At 65.8% G+C, this 17,933-nt stretch carries 19 protein-coding genes; 12 read left to right on the top strand and 7 right to left on the bottom strand.

The window, feature by feature from the left end:
• Positions 1 to 5 precede the first annotated feature (5 nt).
• Positions 6 to 3,587, top strand: a complete 3,582-nt coding sequence (locus DIZ22_RS14390) for a hydantoinase B/oxoprolinase family protein (protein WP_122928359.1) — start codon at positions 6 to 8, stop codon at positions 3,585 to 3,587.
• Positions 3,588 to 3,635: 48 nt separating this feature from the next.
• On the opposite strand, the gene DIZ22_RS14385 is transcribed toward DIZ22_RS14390, so the two are convergent.
• On the bottom strand, positions 3,636 to 4,394 hold the full coding sequence (locus DIZ22_RS14385; RefSeq protein ID WP_029548003.1) for a class II aldolase/adducin family protein: 759 nt from the start codon (positions 4,392 to 4,394) through the stop codon (positions 3,636 to 3,638).
• 233 nt (positions 4,395 to 4,627) lie between these two features.
• Here DIZ22_RS14385 and rpsU point away from each other — a divergent pair, with 233 nt between their 5' ends.
• Together rpsU and DIZ22_RS14370 are read left to right on the top strand one after the other, a co-directional pair.
• Positions 4,628 to 4,834, top strand: a complete 207-nt coding sequence (rpsU, locus tag DIZ22_RS14375; RefSeq protein WP_004208618.1) for a 30S ribosomal protein S21 — start codon at positions 4,628 to 4,630, stop codon at positions 4,832 to 4,834.
• Between the two features lie 83 nt (positions 4,835 to 4,917).
• Positions 4,918 to 5,499, top strand: a complete 582-nt coding sequence (locus DIZ22_RS14370; protein ID WP_004208617.1) for an FKBP-type peptidyl-prolyl cis-trans isomerase — start codon at positions 4,918 to 4,920, stop codon at positions 5,497 to 5,499.
• A gap of 139 nt (positions 5,500 to 5,638) precedes the next feature.
• On the opposite strand, the gene DIZ22_RS14365 is transcribed toward DIZ22_RS14370, so the two are convergent.
• From DIZ22_RS14365 to pyrE, 6 genes are all read right to left on the bottom strand, one after another.
• Positions 5,639 to 5,965 carry a hypothetical protein gene (locus DIZ22_RS14365; protein ID WP_004208616.1) on the bottom strand — a complete coding sequence of 109 codons (327 nt, stop codon included), beginning with the start codon at positions 5,963 to 5,965 and terminating at the stop codon, positions 5,639 to 5,641.
• Positions 5,966 to 6,031: 66 nt separating this feature from the next.
• Positions 6,032 to 7,114 (bottom strand): AI-2E family transporter, encoded by a 1,083-nt coding sequence (locus tag DIZ22_RS14360; protein WP_010339611.1) that lies wholly within the window; start codon positions 7,112 to 7,114, stop codon positions 6,032 to 6,034.
• A gap of 29 nt (positions 7,115 to 7,143) precedes the next feature.
• Entirely contained in the window at positions 7,144 to 8,058 is a 915-nt protein-coding gene (lepB, locus tag DIZ22_RS14355) for a signal peptidase I (RefSeq protein WP_010339612.1), read from the bottom strand.
• Positions 8,059 to 8,093: 35 nt separating this feature from the next.
• Entirely contained in the window at positions 8,094 to 8,495 is a 402-nt protein-coding gene (gene acpS, locus DIZ22_RS14350; protein WP_010339613.1) for a holo-ACP synthase, read from the bottom strand.
• A gap of 13 nt (positions 8,496 to 8,508) precedes the next feature.
• Positions 8,509 to 9,240 (bottom strand): pyridoxine 5'-phosphate synthase, encoded by a 732-nt coding sequence (locus tag DIZ22_RS14345; RefSeq protein WP_010339614.1) that lies wholly within the window; start codon positions 9,238 to 9,240, stop codon positions 8,509 to 8,511.
• Position 9,241: 1 nt separating this feature from the next.
• Positions 9,242 to 9,823, bottom strand: a complete 582-nt coding sequence (gene pyrE, locus DIZ22_RS14340; protein WP_004208611.1) for an orotate phosphoribosyltransferase — start codon at positions 9,821 to 9,823, stop codon at positions 9,242 to 9,244.
• A gap of 284 nt (positions 9,824 to 10,107) precedes the next feature.
• Here pyrE and coxB point away from each other — a divergent pair, with 284 nt between their 5' ends.
• The 9 genes from coxB (at position 10,108) to thrC (ending at position 17,923) form a co-directional block, all read left to right on the top strand.
• Complete coding sequence (gene coxB, locus DIZ22_RS14335; protein WP_004208610.1) at positions 10,108 to 11,115, top strand: cytochrome c oxidase subunit II; 1,008 nt, start codon at positions 10,108 to 10,110, stop codon at positions 11,113 to 11,115.
• Between the two features lie 14 nt (positions 11,116 to 11,129).
• Entirely contained in the window at positions 11,130 to 12,809 is a 1,680-nt protein-coding gene (gene ctaD, locus DIZ22_RS14330) for a cytochrome c oxidase subunit I (protein ID WP_004208609.1), read from the top strand.
• Positions 12,810 to 12,941: 132 nt separating this feature from the next.
• Positions 12,942 to 13,862 carry a heme o synthase gene (locus DIZ22_RS14325; RefSeq protein ID WP_048937459.1) on the top strand — a complete coding sequence of 307 codons (921 nt, stop codon included), beginning with the start codon at positions 12,942 to 12,944 and terminating at the stop codon, positions 13,860 to 13,862.
• A complete protein-coding gene (locus DIZ22_RS21840) occupies positions 13,859 to 13,996 on the top strand; it encodes a hypothetical protein (protein WP_010339616.1) in 138 nt (45 codons plus the stop codon). Before DIZ22_RS14325 ends, DIZ22_RS21840 begins: the two co-directional genes overlap by 4 nt.
• A complete protein-coding gene (locus tag DIZ22_RS14320; RefSeq protein WP_010339617.1) occupies positions 13,996 to 14,571 on the top strand; it encodes a cytochrome c oxidase assembly protein in 576 nt (191 codons plus the stop codon). Before DIZ22_RS21840 ends, DIZ22_RS14320 begins: the two co-directional genes overlap by 1 nt.
• 44 nt (positions 14,572 to 14,615) lie before the next feature.
• Positions 14,616 to 15,446 carry a cytochrome c oxidase subunit 3 gene (locus tag DIZ22_RS14315; protein WP_004208605.1) on the top strand — a complete coding sequence of 277 codons (831 nt, stop codon included), beginning with the start codon at positions 14,616 to 14,618 and terminating at the stop codon, positions 15,444 to 15,446.
• 10 nt (positions 15,447 to 15,456) lie between these two features.
• Positions 15,457 to 15,840, top strand: coding sequence for a DUF983 domain-containing protein (locus tag DIZ22_RS14310; protein ID WP_010339618.1), 384 nt, complete (start codon positions 15,457 to 15,459; stop codon positions 15,838 to 15,840).
• The gene (locus tag DIZ22_RS14305; protein WP_010339619.1) at positions 15,837 to 16,478 is read left to right on the top strand and encodes an SURF1 family protein; all 642 of its coding nucleotides are present in this window, start codon (positions 15,837 to 15,839) and stop codon (positions 16,476 to 16,478) included. The genes DIZ22_RS14310 and DIZ22_RS14305 overlap by 4 nt, the downstream gene beginning before the upstream one ends.
• Positions 16,479 to 16,522: 44 nt before the next feature.
• On the top strand, positions 16,523 to 17,923 hold the full coding sequence (gene thrC, locus DIZ22_RS14300) for a threonine synthase (protein ID WP_010339620.1): 1,401 nt from the start codon (positions 16,523 to 16,525) through the stop codon (positions 17,921 to 17,923).
• The last annotated feature ends 10 nt before the right edge of the window (positions 17,924 to 17,933 follow it).

The following is a 17,933-nucleotide window of genomic DNA, read 5'->3' as shown; positions in this document are numbered from 1 at the left end:
GGGGCATGCAATGGCAATTCTGGATCGACCGCGGCGGCACCTTTACCGACGTGGTGGCACGCGACCCGCAAGGGGTTCTTCACACCGCCAAGCTGCTGTCGAGCGACCCCGAGCGCTATGCCGACGCGGCGGTCGAGGCGATCCGGCGGCTGACCGGCGCGGGCGACGGGCCGATCCCGCCCTGTACGCTGCGGATCGGCACGACCATCGCCACCAATGCGCTGCTGGAGCGCAAGGGCGAGCCGGTGCTGCTGGCGATCACGAAGGGATTTCGCGACGCGATCCGCATCGGCTATCAGGACCGGCCGGACCTGTTCGCGCGGCGGATCGACCTGCCGCCGCCGCTCCATGCCGATGTCGTGGAGATGGACGAGCGGCTGATGCAGGATGGCACCATCCTGACGCCGCTGGACGAGGTCGCGGCGCAGGCGGCGTTGCAGCGCGGCTATGATGCCGGGCTGCGCGCGGTCGCGATCGTGCTGATGCATGGCTATCGCTATCCCGCCCATGAGCAGGCGCTGGCGCGGATCGCCCGGCAGATCGGCTTCACCCAGATATCGGTCAGCCATGAGGTCGCGCCGCTCATCAAGCTGGTCGGGCGGGGCGACACGGTGCTGGCCGACGCCTATCTCTCGCCGGTGCTGCGCGCCTATGTCGACGGGCTGGGCGCGGCACTGGGCGAGGACGCCGACATGCTGTTCATGCAGTCCAATGGCGGGCTGACGCGGGGCGACCTGTTCCGTGGCAAGGACGCAGTATTGTCCGGCCCGGCCGGCGGCATCGTCGGCCTGGCTCGCACCGCCGAGCAAGCCGGGTTCGGCGAGGTGATCGGTTTCGACATGGGCGGCACGTCGACCGACGTGTCCCATTATGCCGGCAGCTATGAACGCGACAATGAGGCGCGGGTGGCGGGCGTGCGGCTGCGCGCGCCGATGATGCGCATCCACACCATCGCGGCGGGCGGCGGCTCCATCTGTTCGGTGGTCGACGGGCGTTTTCGCGTCGGCCCGGAATCGGCCGGCGCGGTGCCGGGGCCGGCCTGCTACCGGCGCGGCGGACCGCTGACCATCACCGACTGCAATGTCATGCTGGGCAAGGTGCAGCCCGATTTCTTCCCCAGCCTGTTCGGCCCCAATGGCGACCAGCCGCTCGACCGGGACGCGGTCGAGGCGCGCTTTGCCGACATTTGTGCGCAGGTGGAGGCGCAGGCCGGCCGGGTGATGAGCGCGCGGGACGCGGCGCAGGGCTTCATCGCCGTCGCCGTCGCCAGCATGGCCAATGCGATCAAGCGCATCTCGGTCGCGCGCGGTCATGATGTGGCGCGCTATACGCTGGCGAGCTTTGGCGGGGCGGGCGGGCAGCATGCCTGTCTGGTCGCCGACGCATTGGGCATGGACCGGGTGATGATCCATCCGCTGGGCGGCGTCCTGTCCGCCTATGGCATGGGCCTGGCCGACCGGCGCGCGGTGCGCGAGCGGACGCTGGCGCTGCCGCTGGACGATGCGGGCGCCGACGCGCTGACAGCGGCGATCGCAGACCTGGGGGAGCAGGCGCGCGCCGACCTGCCCGAGGCGGAGCGGAGCGAGACGGTGCTGCGGCTGCGCTATGATGGCACCGACAGCCTGTTCGACGTGATGCTGGGCGATCGGGCGGCGATGCTGGCCGAGTTCGAGGCGCAATATCAGGCCCGCTTCGGCTATGGCGGCACCGGCACCGTGTTGGTCGACATGGTGCGGGTCGAGGCGATCGCGCCGACCGCCGAGGATATGGGCAAGGTGGCGACCATCGCGACCCAGAAGGCCGCGCCGCTGGCGCAGGTGATGCTGGCGGGCACACCGGCGCCGGTGTTCGACCGGGCCGGGCTGACGCTGGACAGCGCGATCGATGGCCCGGCGCTGATCAGCGACCCGGTGTCGACCACGGTGGTCGAGCCGGGCTGGCGCGCGCGGCTCGATTTGATCGGCAATCTGCTGCTGACCCGTCATGCGCCGCGCCCGGCACCCGCCGCCGATGACGGCACCGCCGTCGATCCGGTCCGGCTGGAGGTTATGGGCGGCCTGTTCATGGCGATCGCCGAGGAAATGGGCGCTGCGCTTCAGCACAGCGCGTCCTCCGTCAATATCCGCGAGCGGCTGGATTTCTCTTGCGCCCTGTTCGATGCCACCGGCAATCTGGTCGCCAATGCGCCGCACATGCCGGTTCACTTGGGCAGCATGGGCGAAAGCATCCGCGCGGTCATGCGCCGGCGCGGGATCGGTGCCGATGGCCGGGCGATCGACGGGCGCGGCATGCTGCCGGGCGACGTCTATGCGCTCAATGCTCCTTATGATGGCGGCACGCACTTGCCCGACGTGACGGTGGTGATGCCGGTGTTCGTGGATGAGACGGCGCACGCGCCCGCCTTCTATGTCGCGGCGCGCGGCCATCATGCCGATATTGGCGGTATCTCGCCCGGCTCCATGCCGCCCGACAGCCGCAGCATTGAGGAAGAGGGCATCGTCCTCGATAATGTGCTGGTGGTGGATCAGGGCCGCTTCCTGGAGGGCGATCTGCGCGCCTTGCTGGGCTCCGGCCGCTGGCCCTCGCGCAATATCGACCAGAATATCGCCGACCTGTCCGCCCAGATCGCCGCCTGCGCCAAGGGCGCGGCCGAGCTGCAGCGGATCAGCGGCGATTATGGCGCCGATGTCGTGGCCGCCTATATGGGCCATGTGCAGGATCAGGCCGAGGCAGCGGTGCGCCGGCTGATCGATCGCCTGTCCGACGGGCACTATCGCTATGCGATGGACAATGGGGCGGAGGTGGTCGTCAACGTGACGATCGACCGGGCGGCGCGCGGCGCGACGGTGGATTTCACCGGCACGTCGGACCAGCTGCCGGGCAATTTCAACGCGCCTTTGTCGGTCGCGCGCGCGGCCCTGCTCTATGTCGTGCGGACCCTGGTGGACGAGGCCGTGCCGATGAATGACGGCTGCCTCAAGCCCATGACTTTGGTGGTGCCAGAGGGATCGCTGCTGCGGCCGCTTTATCCCGCGGCGGTCGTCGCCGGCAATGTCGAGACCAGCCAGGTCGTTACCGACGCTCTGTTCGGCGCGCTGGGCGTGATGGCGGGCGCGCAGGGGACGATGAACAATTTCACCTTCGGCAATGCGCGCCACCAATATTATGAGACGATCTCGGGCGGATCGGGCGCCGGGCCGGATTTCGACGGCGCCGATGTGGTGCAGACCCACATGACCAACAGCCGCCTCACGGACCCCGAAATATTGGAAAGCCGATTCCCGGTGCTGCTGGAGGAATTTTCCATCCGGGCCGGATCGGGCGGCGCGGGCGCGCATCATGGCGGCAATGGCGGGCTGCGCCGCATCCGCTTCCTGGAGGATATGACCGCCGGCATCCTGGCCAACCGGCGCAGCGTGCCGCCCTTTGGCCTCGACGGCGGCGCGCCCGGCGGGCTGGGGCGCAACTGGGTCGAGCGTGGCGATGGCCGGGTCGAGATGCTGGGCGCGACCGGATCGGCGCAGATGGCACCGGGCGACGTCTTCGTGATCGAGACGCCGGGCGGCGGCGGATTCGGCAAGGGCTGATCCGCCTCCGTCCGCGCGGAGCGAACGGAGGTCGGGAGGCAGGGTGCTCTAGTCCCGCCAGCTCCTGTCGGTGCGGTCGATCAGGCGGACCATCGCCTGGAAATCCGGCACGCCGACGCCGACCGGCAATTGCACCCCGGCGAGGTCGCGCTGATGCACGGCGATGACATCGGCGGGGATCTCCACCGGCGTGCCGGCGGCGCAGGCCGCGACCTGGATCTCGCAGGCACGCTGGAGCATCCATTGCATCAGGAAGGCTTCGGGCAGGCTCTTGGCCATCACCAGCGTGCCATGGTTGCGCAGCATCATGATTCGCCGCGCGCCCAGATTGGCGATCAGCCTTTCCCCTTCGTCCGGCCGGATCGTGACGCCTTCGAAGTCATGATAGGCGATCCGCCCGGCAAAGGCGGCGGCGTAGAAATTGATCGGCCGCAATCCTTCCTGCGTGGCGCTCACCGCCATGCCTGCGGTCGTATGGGTGTGGATGATGCAATGAGCGTCGGCCAGGTGGCGGTGGAACACGCTATGCTGGGTGAAGCCGGCGCGATTGACCGGATAGGGGCTGCCGTCCAGCACATGGCCGTCGATATCGATCTTGACCAGGTTGGACGCCGTCACCTCGCTGTAGAGCAGGCCGAACGGGTTGATGAGGAAGGCGTTTTCCTCATCGGGCACGCGCAGGGTGATATGATTGTAGATCAGTTCCGACCAGCCGAAATGGTCGAAGATGCGATAGCAGGCGGCGAGCTGCTGGCGCGCCTCCCATTCGGCAGGCGACATGTCGGGCTGTCTGGCGGCACTTGCCATGGCCATCCTCCTTTATATTATGGACGCCACTATCCTCCGCTCGACGCATTCTGTCGAGGGAAAGGGCGTGAAAGCCCTGCAGGGGTTGAATTTGCCCGACTCTGCTGGTAGGGCGCGCCCCACATGCCTCAGGGTGACCTGTGGCGACTCACGGATTTTTATATTCGGTCGGCCCGTCGGGAGGGTTTCATTCCTGGCGATCCGCCCGTTTTCGATTGGAGATTGACGGACTTATGCAGATCATCGTTCGCGACAACAATGTCGACCAGGCCCTCCGCGCGCTCAAGAAGAAGCTGCAGCGTGAAGGCGTGTATCGCGAAATGAAGCTGCGTCGTCACTACGAGAAGCCCTCGGAAAAGCGTGCGCGCGAAAAGGCGGCTGCTGTCCGCCGCGCCCGCAAGCTGGAGCGCAAGCGCGCCGAGCGCGACGGCGTCCGTTAAGGACTGCCGATATCAGGACGGCCGGTTCGCGGTCGTCCTGACTCTTTGCTGATTTCCCGTTCTTCATTGCGAGGCGTTCGCCCATGTCCACGACGGCTGTCCCCCTTCGTCCTATCGCCAAGGGGTCGCTGACGCGACTCTGGATCGGTGTCGCCGCGATCGCGCTGGCGGCCGGTGGTCTGGCCTGGGCAGGGCAGCAGGGCGTGGAAGCATCGCCGGCCGCCTTCCTGACGCAGAACGCCCATGCCAAGGGCGTGGTGACGACCGAGTCGGGCCTGCAGTACCAGGTGCTGGAGGAAGGCAGCGGGCCGAGCCCGACGACCGCCGACGTTGCGCTGGTGGGCTATAAGGGCACGCTGCTCGACGGCACCGTGTTCGACGAGAATCCGCAGACGCCGATGCCGGTCGATGGCGTGGTGCCGGGCTTCTCCGAAGGCCTGCAGAAGATGAAGAAGGGCGGCAAATATCGCCTGTGGATCCCGCCGCAGCTTGGCTATGGCGAACAGGCCGCCGGCCCGATCCCGGCCAATTCGGTGCTGGTGTTCGATGTCCAGCTGCACGACTTCAAGTCGCGCGCGGAAATCATGCAGATGCAGCAGCGGATGCAGCAGATGCAGGGTGGCATGCCGCAGGGCGCCGTTCCGCAGGGCGTGCCGGGCAACTGATCCGATCGATCCGAGAGTAGAGAAGGGCCCGGTTTCCGGGCCCTTTTTCTTTGGTGGTTAGAGGTTGTCTGAAAAATGCGCGAAAGGGCGCATTTTTGATGCGGTGCGGCTGCGCCAGAGGCGCAGTCCGGACAAATGCTCAGAGGCTGGCCTGATCGCCGGGCGCCGATGGCGGGAAGGCGAGGCCTTCGGCGCTGCCAATCTTTTCCTCGCCGGTGAACAGGCGGTCGAGTCGCGCCTTCACGTCGCGCCGATATTCGACGCAGGACACCGAACGCGGTGCGCCAATGTCGATATCGTCGGCGATCGCCGACTTGATCCGTTCCAGTGCGTCATTGTCGAGGATGCCGGCCCGATGCAGTTCCCGGCAGAGCTGGACCATTCCGGCGGCGGTCGCCTGGGCCCGCATGCCGACATTGGTCAGTTCGAAATGCAGCTTCTTCTGCTGCTCCATTGCCACGGTCATGCCATTCTCTCCTTTCGCTTTAGGATAGAAGCGCAGGAGCAATCGTTACGTTCCGGGACGCATTCGTCAATCGCCGTTTTTATCGTCGCTTTTCAGGATGGTCTGCCCTGCCAGAGCCTTGGACCGTTCCTCCAGATAGACCTTGATCATGGCGACGATCGGATCGGCCAGGAACAGGCCGAGGATGCCGAACAGCGCACCGAGCAATATCTGCGCCGCCAGCACCAGTGCCGGGGCCAGGTCGGTTGCGCGCTTGGCCACCATCGGCACGATCAGATAGCCGTCGATGATCTGCACCGCCATGTAGACGCCAAAGGCATAGAGGCCGGTATGGGTGCCGCCGGAAAAGCCGACAAGGACGATCAGCACGCCCGAGATGATCGCGCCGATATTGGGCAGGAAGGCGAGCAGGCCGGTGAGGATGCCGAGCAGGCCCGCCATCGGCACGCCGCCCGCCCACAGCAGCAGCCATACGCCCACGCCCTCCACCGTCATGCCGATCAGCCGGCCGAACATCAGCCGGCGCAAGGTGAAGGCCATCTTGTCGGCGACGGTGTAGAAATGGGCGCGCTTGTCCATCGGCAGCATCCAGGCGACGCCGCGCTCGTACAGCTTGGGTTCGACCGCGATGAAGATGGCCAGCACCAGCATCATGACGCCGCTGGTGATCGCGCCGACGGCGGTGCCGACGGCGGCGGTGACCCGGCCCATGGAACTCATTGCCTGCTGGGCCAGGCCCTTGAGGTCTTCGGGCGTGGTGGTGATGCCAAGCTGCTGCATCCAGCCGCCGACCCGCTCCACCTGCGCCTCGACGATGGTGCGCATCGCCTGCGCCTGGGCGGCCAGGCTGGAGCCGGTGAGGTAGAAGGTGTAGGCGAGGAAGGCGACGACGGCGAGCAACACGATCGTCAGGCGCCAGCCCCGGCCGATCGGCAGCACGCGGCCCAAGAGGCGGGTGCCGCCATCCATCATGGTGGTGAAGACCAGCGCGCCCAGGATCAGCATGATCGGCTGGGCCAGCAGCACGATCAGCGCGATGCCGATCGCCATCGCGAACCAGACGCCCGCCCGCTTGATCTCATGCTGGACCAGCGGGCTGCGCAATTCGCTGGGGCCGGGTTGCTCGATATGCTGCTGCGCGTCGCTCAAACCCGGAACCCCCTGTCAGATGCTGTGAACTATTTCGCCTCGGTAACGCTCTGGGGGCGCAGGCTGTTCCCGGCACGGCCGCCACGGAAGGCATGGAGCCAGCTGATCGGATTCCAGCTCGAATCGCCGTCCAGGCTGAAGGTGATGAATTCGGCGCGACCGCCGATCGCTTCCCACGGCACCGGGCCGCCCAGGCCATTTTCCTCCAGCGGCGCGCGGCTGTCGGCGCTGTTGTCGCGATTGTCGCCCATCAGAAAGACATGGTCGGCGGGCACGCGGACCGGGCCATACCAGTCGAGCGCGCTCGGCCCCATGTCGATCGTGACATAGGTCTTGCCGTTGGGCAGCACTTCCTGCCGCACCGGCAGTTCGCACCAGCTCTTGCCCGCCTTGTCGGTCACCAGCGCGCCAGGGAACTGCATCGGCGGGCAGGGGGCGTTGCCGTCGACCGCTATGCGCAGGGGCTTGAGCACCTTCTGCGGCACCGGCACGCCGTTCAGGATCACCTGACCGCCGCGCACCTCGACAATGTCGCCGGGCAGGCCGATGACCCGCTTGATATAATCCTCGCGCCGGTTCTGGGGCGAGACGATGACGATGTCGCCACGCTCGGGCAGATGGCCCAGGATGCGCCCCTTCAGGAAGGGCAGCGGATGGAAGCTGGGGCTGACATAGGACCAGCCATAGGGGAATTTGCTCACCACCAGCCGGTCGCCCTTCAGCAGCACCGGCATCATCGATTCCGACGGGATGTAGAAGGGCTTGGCGACGAAGCTGTGAAAGGCCAGCACGGCGAGGATGAGCAGCACGATGCTCTTCACCTCATGCCACCAGTTCACCCCGCTGTTGCCGGCCCCGCTATTGCCTGCCTCCTTGTCGTCGGCTGCCGTTTCGGGCGCGGCGGGGGGCAGGGGGTCGGTTTGGGTCATGTCGACTGCCGTCATGGAAGGGCTATGCTCGGATGGGGAGGGCGGCCCGCTCAAAGCGGCAGCGCCTCGATGATGACGAAGGCCTGCGCCCATGGATGATCGTCCGTGAGCGTCAGGTGAATGACCGGCTTGTAGCCCGCCGGCACCATCGATGCCAGCCGCTGTGCGGCACCGCCGGACAGCGCCAGCGTGGGGGCGCCGCTGGGCGCGTTGACGACGCCGATATCCTTCATGAAGACGCCGGCCTTGAAACCGGTGCCGACCGCCTTGGAAAAGGCCTCCTTGGCGGCGAAGCGCTTGGCCAGCGTGCCGGCTTTGGTAAACGGCCGGCGTTCCGCCTTGGCCTGTTCGACATCGGTGAAGACGCGCTGGACGAACCGGTCGCCGAAGCGGTCGAGCGAATTCTGGATCCGCTCGATATTGCAGAGATCGGAGCCGAGGCCGATGATCACGCTTTGGCGGCCTTCATCGGGCCAGGTCCATCTGGCGCCGCATTTCGCGGATGCTGGCTTCCAGCCCGCCGAAGATCGCCTCGCCGATCAGGAAATGGCCGATATTGAGTTCGGCGATCTGCGGGATGGCGGCGATCGGCGCGACATTGTCGAAGGTGAGGCCATGGCCGGCATGCGGCTCGATGCCGTTCTTGGCGGCGAGCGCGGCGGCGTCGGCAATGCGGCGCAGCTCGACCGCGCGGGCCTCGCCGGTCAGATGGGCATAGGCGCCGGTATGAAATTCGACCACGGGCGCGCCAAGCTGGATCGCGGCCTCGATCTGGGCGGCGTCGGCCTCGATGAACAGGCTGACGCGGATGCCGGCCTCGGTGAGTGCGGCGACGATCGGGCGCAGCACTTCGATCTGGCCGGCGGCGTCCAGGCCGCCCTCGGTCGTGCGCTCCTCGCGCTTTTCCGGCACGATGCAGGCGGCATGCGGCTTGTGCTTGAGGGCGATGCCCAGCATTTCCTGCGTCGCCGCCATTTCCAGGTTCAGCGGCACGTCGAGCGCCGCCATCAGCATCGCGATATCCTCGTCGCGGATATGGCGGCGATCCTCGCGCAGATGCGCGGTGATGCCGTTGGCGCCGGCCTTCACCGCCAGCAGCGCGGCCTTGACCGGATCGGGATGTTCGCCGCCCCGCGCGTTGCGGATCGTCGCCACATGGTCGATATTGACCCCCAGGCGCAGCGGAACGGCGGCCATCTTATTGCTTCCGGCTGCCGGGCTTGATCGCTGGCACCGCTTCCAGTTCGGGCGGCAGCTGATCGGCGTCATAGACCGGGAAATTGATGCTCACGAGCGGGTAGAAGGGGACGCCCAGGTCCACTTCGCCGGCCGAACGATCGACCAGCGCCACTTCGGCGACGACGATGCCGCCTTCGCGCTCGACCGCCTCGATCGCCTGGCGCGAGGACAGGCCGGTGGTGACGACGTCTTCCACCATCAGCACTTTCTGCCCCGGCGATATGGCAAAGCCGCGGCGCAGTTCGAACACGCCCTCGGGCCGTTCGAGGAACACCGCATCCTTGTCGAGCGCGCGGCCGACTTCATGGCCGATGATCAGGCCGCCCATGGCGGGCGACACGACCAGGTCGATCTCCTGGCGCAGCTCGCGCGGCAGCTGCTGCACGGTGGCGCGGGCCAGCTTGCCGGCGCGCTCGGCATTCATCAGCACGCGGGCGCACTGCAGGTAATTGGCGCTGCGGCGGCCCGACGACAGGATGAAATGTCCTTCGAGCAGCGCACCTGCTGCCCGGAATTCTGCCAATACTTCTTCGTCGGTCATTCCGCCCTGTTCCACTATTCCGTTGCGGGAGGTCGCGCAAAAACGGCGCCCGGCCCGCCCATATCGCACGGGCATGACATGCCCATGATCGCGCACCTGTGCGCGAGGTGCGAGATAGGCGGGAGCGGGAGGCGTTGCAACAGCGAAGAAAATCTGGTCCACACTGACTTGAGGCAGAAAAATTCGTTGCCTATAAGCCGCCACATAGACCGAACGGGCGGGCACGACGCGAAAGTGGACGTTCCCGTTGCAGCGGCAACAAGGGGTTAGGGGTAGATGAGGCTATGAAAAAGGTGAGATCGCTCATTCTGGCCGGCTTGCTGGCAATGGCGCCGGCAACGGTGATGAGCCCGATGGCATTGGCGCAGGAGAATGCCGCCGCTGCCGCCCCCGCTGCTGACAATGCAGCTATATCGACCGAATCACCCGACAATGCGACGGCCCCTGCGGCCGAAGCCGCGCCCGCCGCCAAGGTCGCCGCGCCGCCGCGGATGAAGCCGACCGAAGGCATCGGCATGCCCAAGCCCGGCGAGATCACGCTGCAGGAGCAGTTCACCTCCACCGGCCACACCGCGCGCTGGCTGCACGACAAGATGCTGCTGCCGCTCATCACCATCATCTCGGTCTTCGTGCTGCTGCTGATGCTCTATGTGATGGTGCGCTATCGCCGCTCCGCCAACCCGGTGCCGTCCAAGACCTCCCACAACACTGTCATCGAAGTGGTGTGGACGCTGGTCCCGGTCCTCATCCTGCTGGTGATCGCGATTCCCTCGATCGGCCTGCTGGCCGACCAGTATAAGCCCGCGCCCAAGGATGCGCTGACCGTGAAGGTCACCGGCTATCAATGGTATTGGGGCTATGAATATCCCGACAACGGTATCCCCGAATTCGTGTCGAACATGCTGCCCGAGGACAAGGCGAAGGAAAATGGCGAGCCCTATCTGCTCGCGCCCGACAATCGCCTGGTCCTGCCGGTCGGTCGTCCGGTCAAGCTGATCATCACCGGCGCCGACGTGATCCACAGCTTTGCCGTGCCTTCGCTCTGGGTGAAGATGGACGCCGTGCCCGGACGCCTGAACGAGAAGAGCTTCACCATCGAGAAGCCGGGCGTCTATTATGGCCAATGTTCGGAACTGTGCGGCGCACGCCACGGCTTCATGCCGATCGCGATCGAGGCGCTGCCCCCGGCTCAGTTCGACCAGTGGGTCCAGTCGCAGGGCGGCACGCTGAAGGGCGCAGCGGCGGAGAAGACGGCTGAAGCCGCTGCCGCTACTGCTGAAAAGAAGATCTGAGGGGTAGGAACGTCATGACCACCATCACCGCCGACCATCATGGCGATCATCATGGCGACCATGCCCATGATCATCATGATGCCGACCACAAGCCGGCCTTCTTCCAGCGCTGGTTCATGTCCACCAACCACAAGGACATCGGCACCCTCTATCTGATCTTCGCGATCATGGCCGGCCTGATCGGCGGCGCCATTTCCGGCCTGATGCGCATGGAATTGCGCGAGCCGGGCATCCAGTTCCTGCATATCTGGGCGCAGTGGAGCGACGGTCCCGCCGCGACGCTGGACCAGGCCTATCACCTCTGGAACGTGCTGATCACCGCCCATGGCCTGATCATGGTCTTCTTCATGGTGATGCCCGCGATCATCGGCGGCTTTGGCAACTGGTTCGTGCCGATCATGATCGGCGCGCCGGACATGGCCTTCCCGCGGATGAACAATATCAGCTTCTGGCTGCTCATCCCCGCCTTCCTGCTGCTGCTCGGCTCCACCTTCGTGCCCGGCGGCACCGGCAATGGCGCGGGCACCGGCTGGACCGTCTATGCGCCACTGTCGACCAGCGGGTCGGCCGGCCCGGCCGTCGACATGGCGATCCTGTCGCTGCACATCGCCGGCGCCAGCTCGATCCTGGGCGCGATCAACTTCATCACCACCATCCTCAACATGCGTGCGCCGGGCATGACCCTGCACAAGATGCCGCTGTTCGTCTGGTCGGTGCTGGTTACCGCCTTCCTGCTGCTGCTCGCGCTGCCGGTTCTGGCCGCGGCGATCACCATGCTGCTGACCGACCGCAATTTCGGCACCACCTTCTATGATGCGGCCGGTGGCGGCGATCCCGAACTCTACCAGCATCTTTTCTGGTTCTTCGGCCACCCCGAAGTCTATATCATGATCCTGCCGGGCTTCGGCATCGTCAGCCAGATCGTCTCGACCTTCAGCCGCAAGCCGGTGTTCGGCTATCTCGGCATGGCCTATGCCATGGTCGCGATCGGCGTGGTCGGCTTCGTCGTCTGGGCGCACCACATGTTCACCACCGGCATGTCGGTGAATGTGAAGATGTATTTCACCGCCGCCACCATGGTCATCGCGGTGCCGACCGGCATCAAGATTTTCTCGTGGATCGCCACCATCTGGGGCGGGTCGATCAGCTTCAAGACGCCGATGGTATGGGCGCTGGGCTTCATCTTCCTGTTCACCGTGGGCGGCGTGACCGGCGTGGTGCTGGCCAATGGCGGCGTCGATGACGTGCTGCACGACACCTATTATGTGGTCGCGCACTTCCACTATGTGCTCTCGCTGGGCGCGGTCTTCTCGCTGTTCGCGGGCTTCTATTACTGGTTCCCGAAAATGACGGGGCGCATGTATAATGAAGTGCTGGGCCAGCTCCATTTCTGGGTCTTCTTCATCGGCGTGAACCTGCTGTTCTTCCCGATGCACTTCCTGGGCCTGAGCGGCATGCCGCGCCGTTATCCCGACTATCCCGAGGCGTTCGCCTATTGGAACAAGATCGCGACCCACGGCTATGAGATCATGGCGGTCGGCGTGCTGATCTTCCTGGTCAATGTCTTCTGGTCGCTGTTCGCCGGCAGACGCGCCGAGGGCAATCCCTGGGGCGAAGGCGCGACGACGCTGGAATGGACGCTGACCAGCCCGCCGCCCTATCACCAGTTCGAGACCCTGCCGGTCATCGACTGATTGCCATGCGGGTGCCCGGCCTAGACCGGGCACTCCATCCCCCTGCGGCGGGGCAGATGGGTAGGACCGTCTGTCCATTTGCCGGAATCGGTCAGGGCCTGTATGGGGCGCCGGCTGATCGAAGAGGAGTTTATGGCCAGTTCGCCGCTTTCGTCCGGGGCTAATGCCCCCGTCCTGCCCGCTCATTGGCGCGATTTCGTCGCGCTGACCAAGCCGCGCGTGATGACGCTTGTGGTGTTCACGGGCCTGTGCGGGCTGCTCGCCGCGCCCGGCCATATCCATCCGGTGCTGGGCTTTACCGCGATATTGTGCATCGCGCTGGGCGCCGGCGCGGCCGCCGCGCTCAACCAGTGGTGGGAAGCCGACATCGACGCCAAGATGAAGCGCACCGCCAGCCGGCCGCTGCCCGCCGGCCGGATGGAGCGGCAGACGGCGCTGCATTTCGGCGTCGGCCTGTCCTTCTTCTCGGTGATCCTGATGGGGATGGCGACCAACTGGCTGGCCGCTGCGGTGCTGACCGTCTCGATCCTCTTCTATGTCTTCATCTATACCATCTGGCTGAAGCCCCGGACGGCGCAGAATATCGTCATCGGCGGCGCGGCCGGCGCCTTCCCGCCGGTGATCGGCTGGGCGGCGGTGACGGGCGACATCACCGCGCTGCCGATTGCGCTGTTCATGCTGATCTTCTTCTGGACGCCGCCCCATTTCTGGGCGCTCGCGCTATTCGTGAAGACCGATTATGCCGCCGCCGGCATCCCGATGCTGCCGGTCGTGTCGGGCGAGGTCGTGACCCGGCGCCAGATCCTCTTCTACACCTTCATCATGGCGGTTGCCGCGCTGGCTCCGGTCGCGCTGCAACTGACCGGCGCGATCTATGGCACGGCGGCGCTGGTGGGCACCGCGATCTTCGCGGCCATGGCCTTCCAGGTCTATCTGCGCCGCGAAACCGATCCCGCGCGCATGGCGCCGGAAAAGCGGCTGTTCAAATATTCGATCCTGTATCTCTTCCTGCTGTTCGGGGCAGTGGTCGTCGACCGCTGGCTGCTGGCATGAGTCCGGAAGATCAGGATCAGGTGCGCGCACGGCAAAAGTCCCGTGCGCTGGTGACCGGGCTGCTGCTCGGCTTCCTCGCCATCCTCTTCTTCGCCATCACTTTGGCGAAGATCGGCGCGAGCCATAATATCTGATGGCCTCGCTCCCGCCCTCGCCCTTTGACCGCGACCGCCGCAACCGGCGGACGCTGGTGGCGATGGCGGGCATCGGCCTGGCGATGCTTGGCCTCGGCTTCGCCTCGGTCCCGCTCTACCGCATCTTCTGTCAGACGACCGGTTTCGGCGGCACGACCCAGCGCGCGGCGGCCGATGTGAAGCTGACCCCGGTGGCCGGGCGGACCATGTCGATCCGCTTCGATTCCAATGTCCAGCCCGGCATGCCCTGGGAATTTCGCCCCGAACATCGCACCGACACGGTGACCGTCGGCGCCCGCGACATGGCGATTTTCATTGCGAAGAACCTGTCCGACAAGCCGGTGACCGGCACCGCCAGTTTCAACGTCACGCCGACCCAGGCTGGCGCCTATTTCACCAAGATCCAATGCTTCTGCTTCACCCAGCAGACGCTGCAGCCCGGTGAAGAAGTGCGCATGCCGGTGATCTATTATGTCGATCCCAAGATATTGCAGGATCCCGACAACAAGGACACGCAGCAGATAACGCTCAGCTACACCTTCTATCCTGTTGAGCAGGGGAAGCAGCCAAGCTAAGCTGACGAGAATAACCGAAAAACAGGGAAGAGGTAGAAACCGTCATGGCAGGCGCCAAGAACCACGATTATCATATCCTTCCGCCCAGCATCTGGCCGCTGTTCGGCTCGATGTCGGCGCTGGTGATGGCGATGGGCGCGATCATGTGGATGCATCCCGACGCGATGCCCGCCGGCGGTGGCTGGATCTTCCTGATCGGTGTGGCCGGTGTCCTCTTCACCATGTTCAGCTGGTGGAGCAATGTGATCGCCGAGGCGCATGCCGGCGATCATACGCCGGTGGTTCAGCTGCATCTGCGCTATGGCATGATCCTGTTCATCGCGTCCGAAGTCATGTTCTTCGTCGGCTGGTTCTGGGCCTTTTTCGACTTCTCCCTCTTCCCCAGCGAACTGGCGCCGATCGAGGGCATGTTCCCGTCCAAGGGCATCGAGGTGATGAACGCGTTCGAGCTGCCCTTGCTCAACACGCTGATCCTGCTCTGCTCGGGCACCACCGTCACCTGGGCGCATCATGCGCTGATCCACGGCGATCGCGAAGGGCTGAAAAAGGGCCTGTGGTGTACGGTGATCCTGGGCGCGCTGTTCAGCTGCATCCAGGCCTATGAATATATGCACGCGCCGTTCCCGTTCGGCGGTTCGCCCTATAGCTCGGCCTTCTATATGGCGACCGGCTTCCATGGCTTCCATGTGCTGGTCGGCACCATCTTCCTGGTGGTGAACCTGATCCGCGCCTATAAGGGCGACTTCACCCCGCGCCAGCATTTCGGCTTTGAAGCGGCCGCCTGGTACTGGCATTTCGTCGACGTGGTGTGGCTGTTCCTGTTCGCCGCCATCTATGTCTGGGGCGGCTGGGGCGCGCCGATCCACGGCGGCTGATGATTCAAGCATGACGGCGAAGGCGACAGGCATGGACCTGCTTGCGGCCTCCGCCCGCGGCCTTTGCCCCCGTTGCAGCGCACCGACCCTGTTCGAAGGGCCGGTGCGTTTTGCGTCGCGCTGTCGCCAGTGCGGGCTGGACTATGGCCAATATAATGTCGGCGACGGGCCGGCGGCTTTCCTGACGCTGATCATCGGCGCGGTCATGGTCGCGCTGGCGCTCACGCTGGAACTGACGGTCCATCCGCCGCTGTGGCTGCACCTGCTGCTCTGGGCGCCGCTGACCGCCGGCGCCGTGGTCGGCAGCCTGCGCGTCGCCAAGGGCGCGCTGCTGACGGTCGAATATCGCAAAAATGCCCGCGAGGGACGGGTGGTGGAGAAGAAGGACGCATGAGCGGACGGCGCATCCCGATTGTTCCGACCGTGCTGGTCTGTGTCGCGATCGCTGTCATGATCGCGCTCGGCATCTGGCAGTTGCAGCGCCGGGGCGAGAAGGAAACCATGCTGGCGTTGGCGGCCAGCAATGTGTCGCGCCCGGCCGTCGCCTTCCCCAAAATGCCGCCGGTGCCCGATGAACTTCTGTTCCGCCCGTCGTCGGTCCATTGCCTGCGCGTCGTCGGCTGGCAGGTGGAGGCCGGGCGCGCCGCCGACGGATCGACCGGCTATCGCCATATCGCCCAATGCACGACCGGCGCCGAAGGGCCGGGCGCGCTGGTCGCTGTCGGCGTCGGCCAGAAGCCGGATGACAAACCGGCCTGGACCGGCGGGCAGGTCGAAGGCTGGATTTCGCAGGAGCCCGATCATCGCTCGCTGATCGCGCGGGCAGGGGGCAGGACCATGCCGCTGCGGCCGATGCTGGTCGCGCGCGCCGCACCGCCGGGCCTGAAACCCATGGCACCGCCCAGCACCGCCGACGTGCCCAACAATCATCTCGCCTATGCGGTGCAATGGTTCATTTTTGCCGCGCTGGCGGCAATAATCTATCTGCTTGTCCTGCGCCGACGCAATGCGGAGCCGCCAAGGCCGTCGTAAAGGCTTGCCCCGGCGCGCGCGCGTCGCTACCGCGCTTTCCCATTATGCAATATGTCAGCACCAGGGGAAGCGCACCGGCGCTCGGTTTTGAAGATGTCACGCTGGCGGGCCTGGCGTCCGACGGTGGGCTTTATGTGCCGGAGAGCTGGCCGCAATTTTCCGCTGCCGACATTCGCGCCCTCGCTGGCCTTTCCTATGTCGAAACCGCCGTGCGCGTCATGGCGCCGTTCGTCGCCGGATCGCTGAGCGAAGAGGAACTGCGTGAGCTGTGCACCGCTGCCTATGGCCGGTTCAGCCATGACGCGGTGACGCCGCTGGTCCAGCTCGACAATCGCCACTGGATGCTGGAGCTGTTCCATGGTCCGACCCTGGCGTTCAAGGATGTCGCGCTCCAGCTGCTCGGCCAGCTGTTCGAGCGCTTCCTGTCGCGCCGCGACGACCATCTGACCATCGTCGGCGCCACATCGGGCGACACCGGTTCGGCCGCGATCGACGCGGTCGCCGGCCGCGAGAAGGTCGACATCTTCATGCTGCATCCCGAGGGCCGGGTGTCCGACGTGCAGCGCCGCCAGATGACCACGGTGCTGGCGCCCAATGTCTACAACATCGCGATCGACGGCAGCTTCGACGATGCGCAGGCGCTGGTGAAGCGCATGTTCAACGACGCTGACTTCAAGGCGCGCTTCAACCTGTCGGCGGTGAACAGCATCAACTGGGCGCGGCTGATGGCGCAGGTCGTCTATTATTTCTACGCCGCCGTGCGGCTGGGCGCGCCCGATCGCCCGATTGCCTTCTCGGTGCCGACCGGCAATTTCGGCGATGTCTTCGCCGGCTATGTCGCGTCGAAAATGGGCCTGCCGATCGCCAAGCTGGTGGTCGCCACCAACGTCAACGACATATTGCACCGCGCTTTGTCGGAGGGCGACTATAGCCAGGGCCAGGTCGTGCCGACCGCGACGCCCAGCATGGACATTCAGGTCAGCTCCAATTTCGAGCGGCTGCTGTTCGATGCCGGCGGCCGTGACGGCGTTGCGCTCGCCCAGCAGATGCAGGGTTTCGAGGCGAGCAAGGCGATGCGCCTCACCAATGCTCAGCGCGAGGGCGCGGCGAACCTGTTCACCTCCGCCCGGATCGATGCCGACGGCATGACCATGGCGATGCGCTGGGCGTTCGACGCCGCCGGCCAGGTGATCGACCCGCACAGCGCCATCGGCCTCGCCGCCGCGCGCGAGGCGGACATCGACCCGTCGATCCCGGTGGTGACGCTGGCGACCGCCCATGCCGCCAAGTTCCGCGACGCGGTGGAGCGGGCGACCGGCACGCGGCCACCGCTGCCTGCACGGGTCGGCGACCTGTTCGCGCGCGAGGAAAGCTATGCCAAGCTGCCCGGCACGTTCGAGGCGGTGACCGCCTATGTCGCGGAGCGGGCGACGCCGCGCGGCTGATCGCGGGTTG

The sequence above is a fragment of the Sphingobium sp. LF-16 genome, from assembly GCF_003711185.1.
Taxonomy (GTDB): domain Bacteria; phylum Pseudomonadota; class Alphaproteobacteria; order Sphingomonadales; family Sphingomonadaceae; genus Sphingobium; species Sphingobium yanoikuyae_A.
The sequence above is the reverse complement of the archived record's forward strand: the minus strand, read 5'-3'. Positions and strand labels throughout refer to the sequence as shown.

Coding starts and splice junctions, on each gene's coding strand:
- DIZ22_RS14390 (WP_122928359.1), top strand. CDS start 6: ATGCAATGGCAATTCTGGATCGACCGCGGCGGCACCTTTACCGACGTG.
- DIZ22_RS14385 (WP_029548003.1), bottom strand. CDS start 4,394: ATGGCAAGTGCCGCCAGACAGCCCGACATGTCGCCTGCCGAATGGGAG.
- rpsU (WP_004208618.1), top strand. CDS start 4,628: ATGCAGATCATCGTTCGCGACAACAATGTCGACCAGGCCCTCCGCGCG.
- DIZ22_RS14370 (WP_004208617.1), top strand. CDS start 4,918: ATGTCCACGACGGCTGTCCCCCTTCGTCCTATCGCCAAGGGGTCGCTG.
- DIZ22_RS14365 (WP_004208616.1), bottom strand. CDS start 5,965: ATGACCGTGGCAATGGAGCAGCAGAAGAAGCTGCATTTCGAACTGACC.
- lepB (WP_010339612.1), bottom strand. CDS start 8,058: ATGACGGCAGTCGACATGACCCAAACCGACCCCCTGCCCCCCGCCGCG.
- DIZ22_RS14345 (WP_010339614.1), bottom strand. CDS start 9,240: ATGGCCGCCGTTCCGCTGCGCCTGGGGGTCAATATCGACCATGTGGCG.
- pyrE (WP_004208611.1), bottom strand. CDS start 9,823: ATGACCGACGAAGAAGTATTGGCAGAATTCCGGGCAGCAGGTGCGCTG.
- coxB (WP_004208610.1), top strand. CDS start 10,108: ATGAAAAAGGTGAGATCGCTCATTCTGGCCGGCTTGCTGGCAATGGCG.
- ctaD (WP_004208609.1), top strand. CDS start 11,130: ATGACCACCATCACCGCCGACCATCATGGCGATCATCATGGCGACCAT.
- DIZ22_RS14325 (WP_048937459.1), top strand. CDS start 12,942: ATGGCCAGTTCGCCGCTTTCGTCCGGGGCTAATGCCCCCGTCCTGCCC.
- DIZ22_RS21840 (WP_010339616.1), top strand. CDS start 13,859: ATGAGTCCGGAAGATCAGGATCAGGTGCGCGCACGGCAAAAGTCCCGT.
- DIZ22_RS14320 (WP_010339617.1), top strand. CDS start 13,996: ATGGCCTCGCTCCCGCCCTCGCCCTTTGACCGCGACCGCCGCAACCGG.
- DIZ22_RS14315 (WP_004208605.1), top strand. CDS start 14,616: ATGGCAGGCGCCAAGAACCACGATTATCATATCCTTCCGCCCAGCATC.
- DIZ22_RS14310 (WP_010339618.1), top strand. CDS start 15,457: ATGACGGCGAAGGCGACAGGCATGGACCTGCTTGCGGCCTCCGCCCGC.
- DIZ22_RS14305 (WP_010339619.1), top strand. CDS start 15,837: ATGAGCGGACGGCGCATCCCGATTGTTCCGACCGTGCTGGTCTGTGTC.
- thrC (WP_010339620.1), top strand. CDS start 16,523: ATGCAATATGTCAGCACCAGGGGAAGCGCACCGGCGCTCGGTTTTGAA.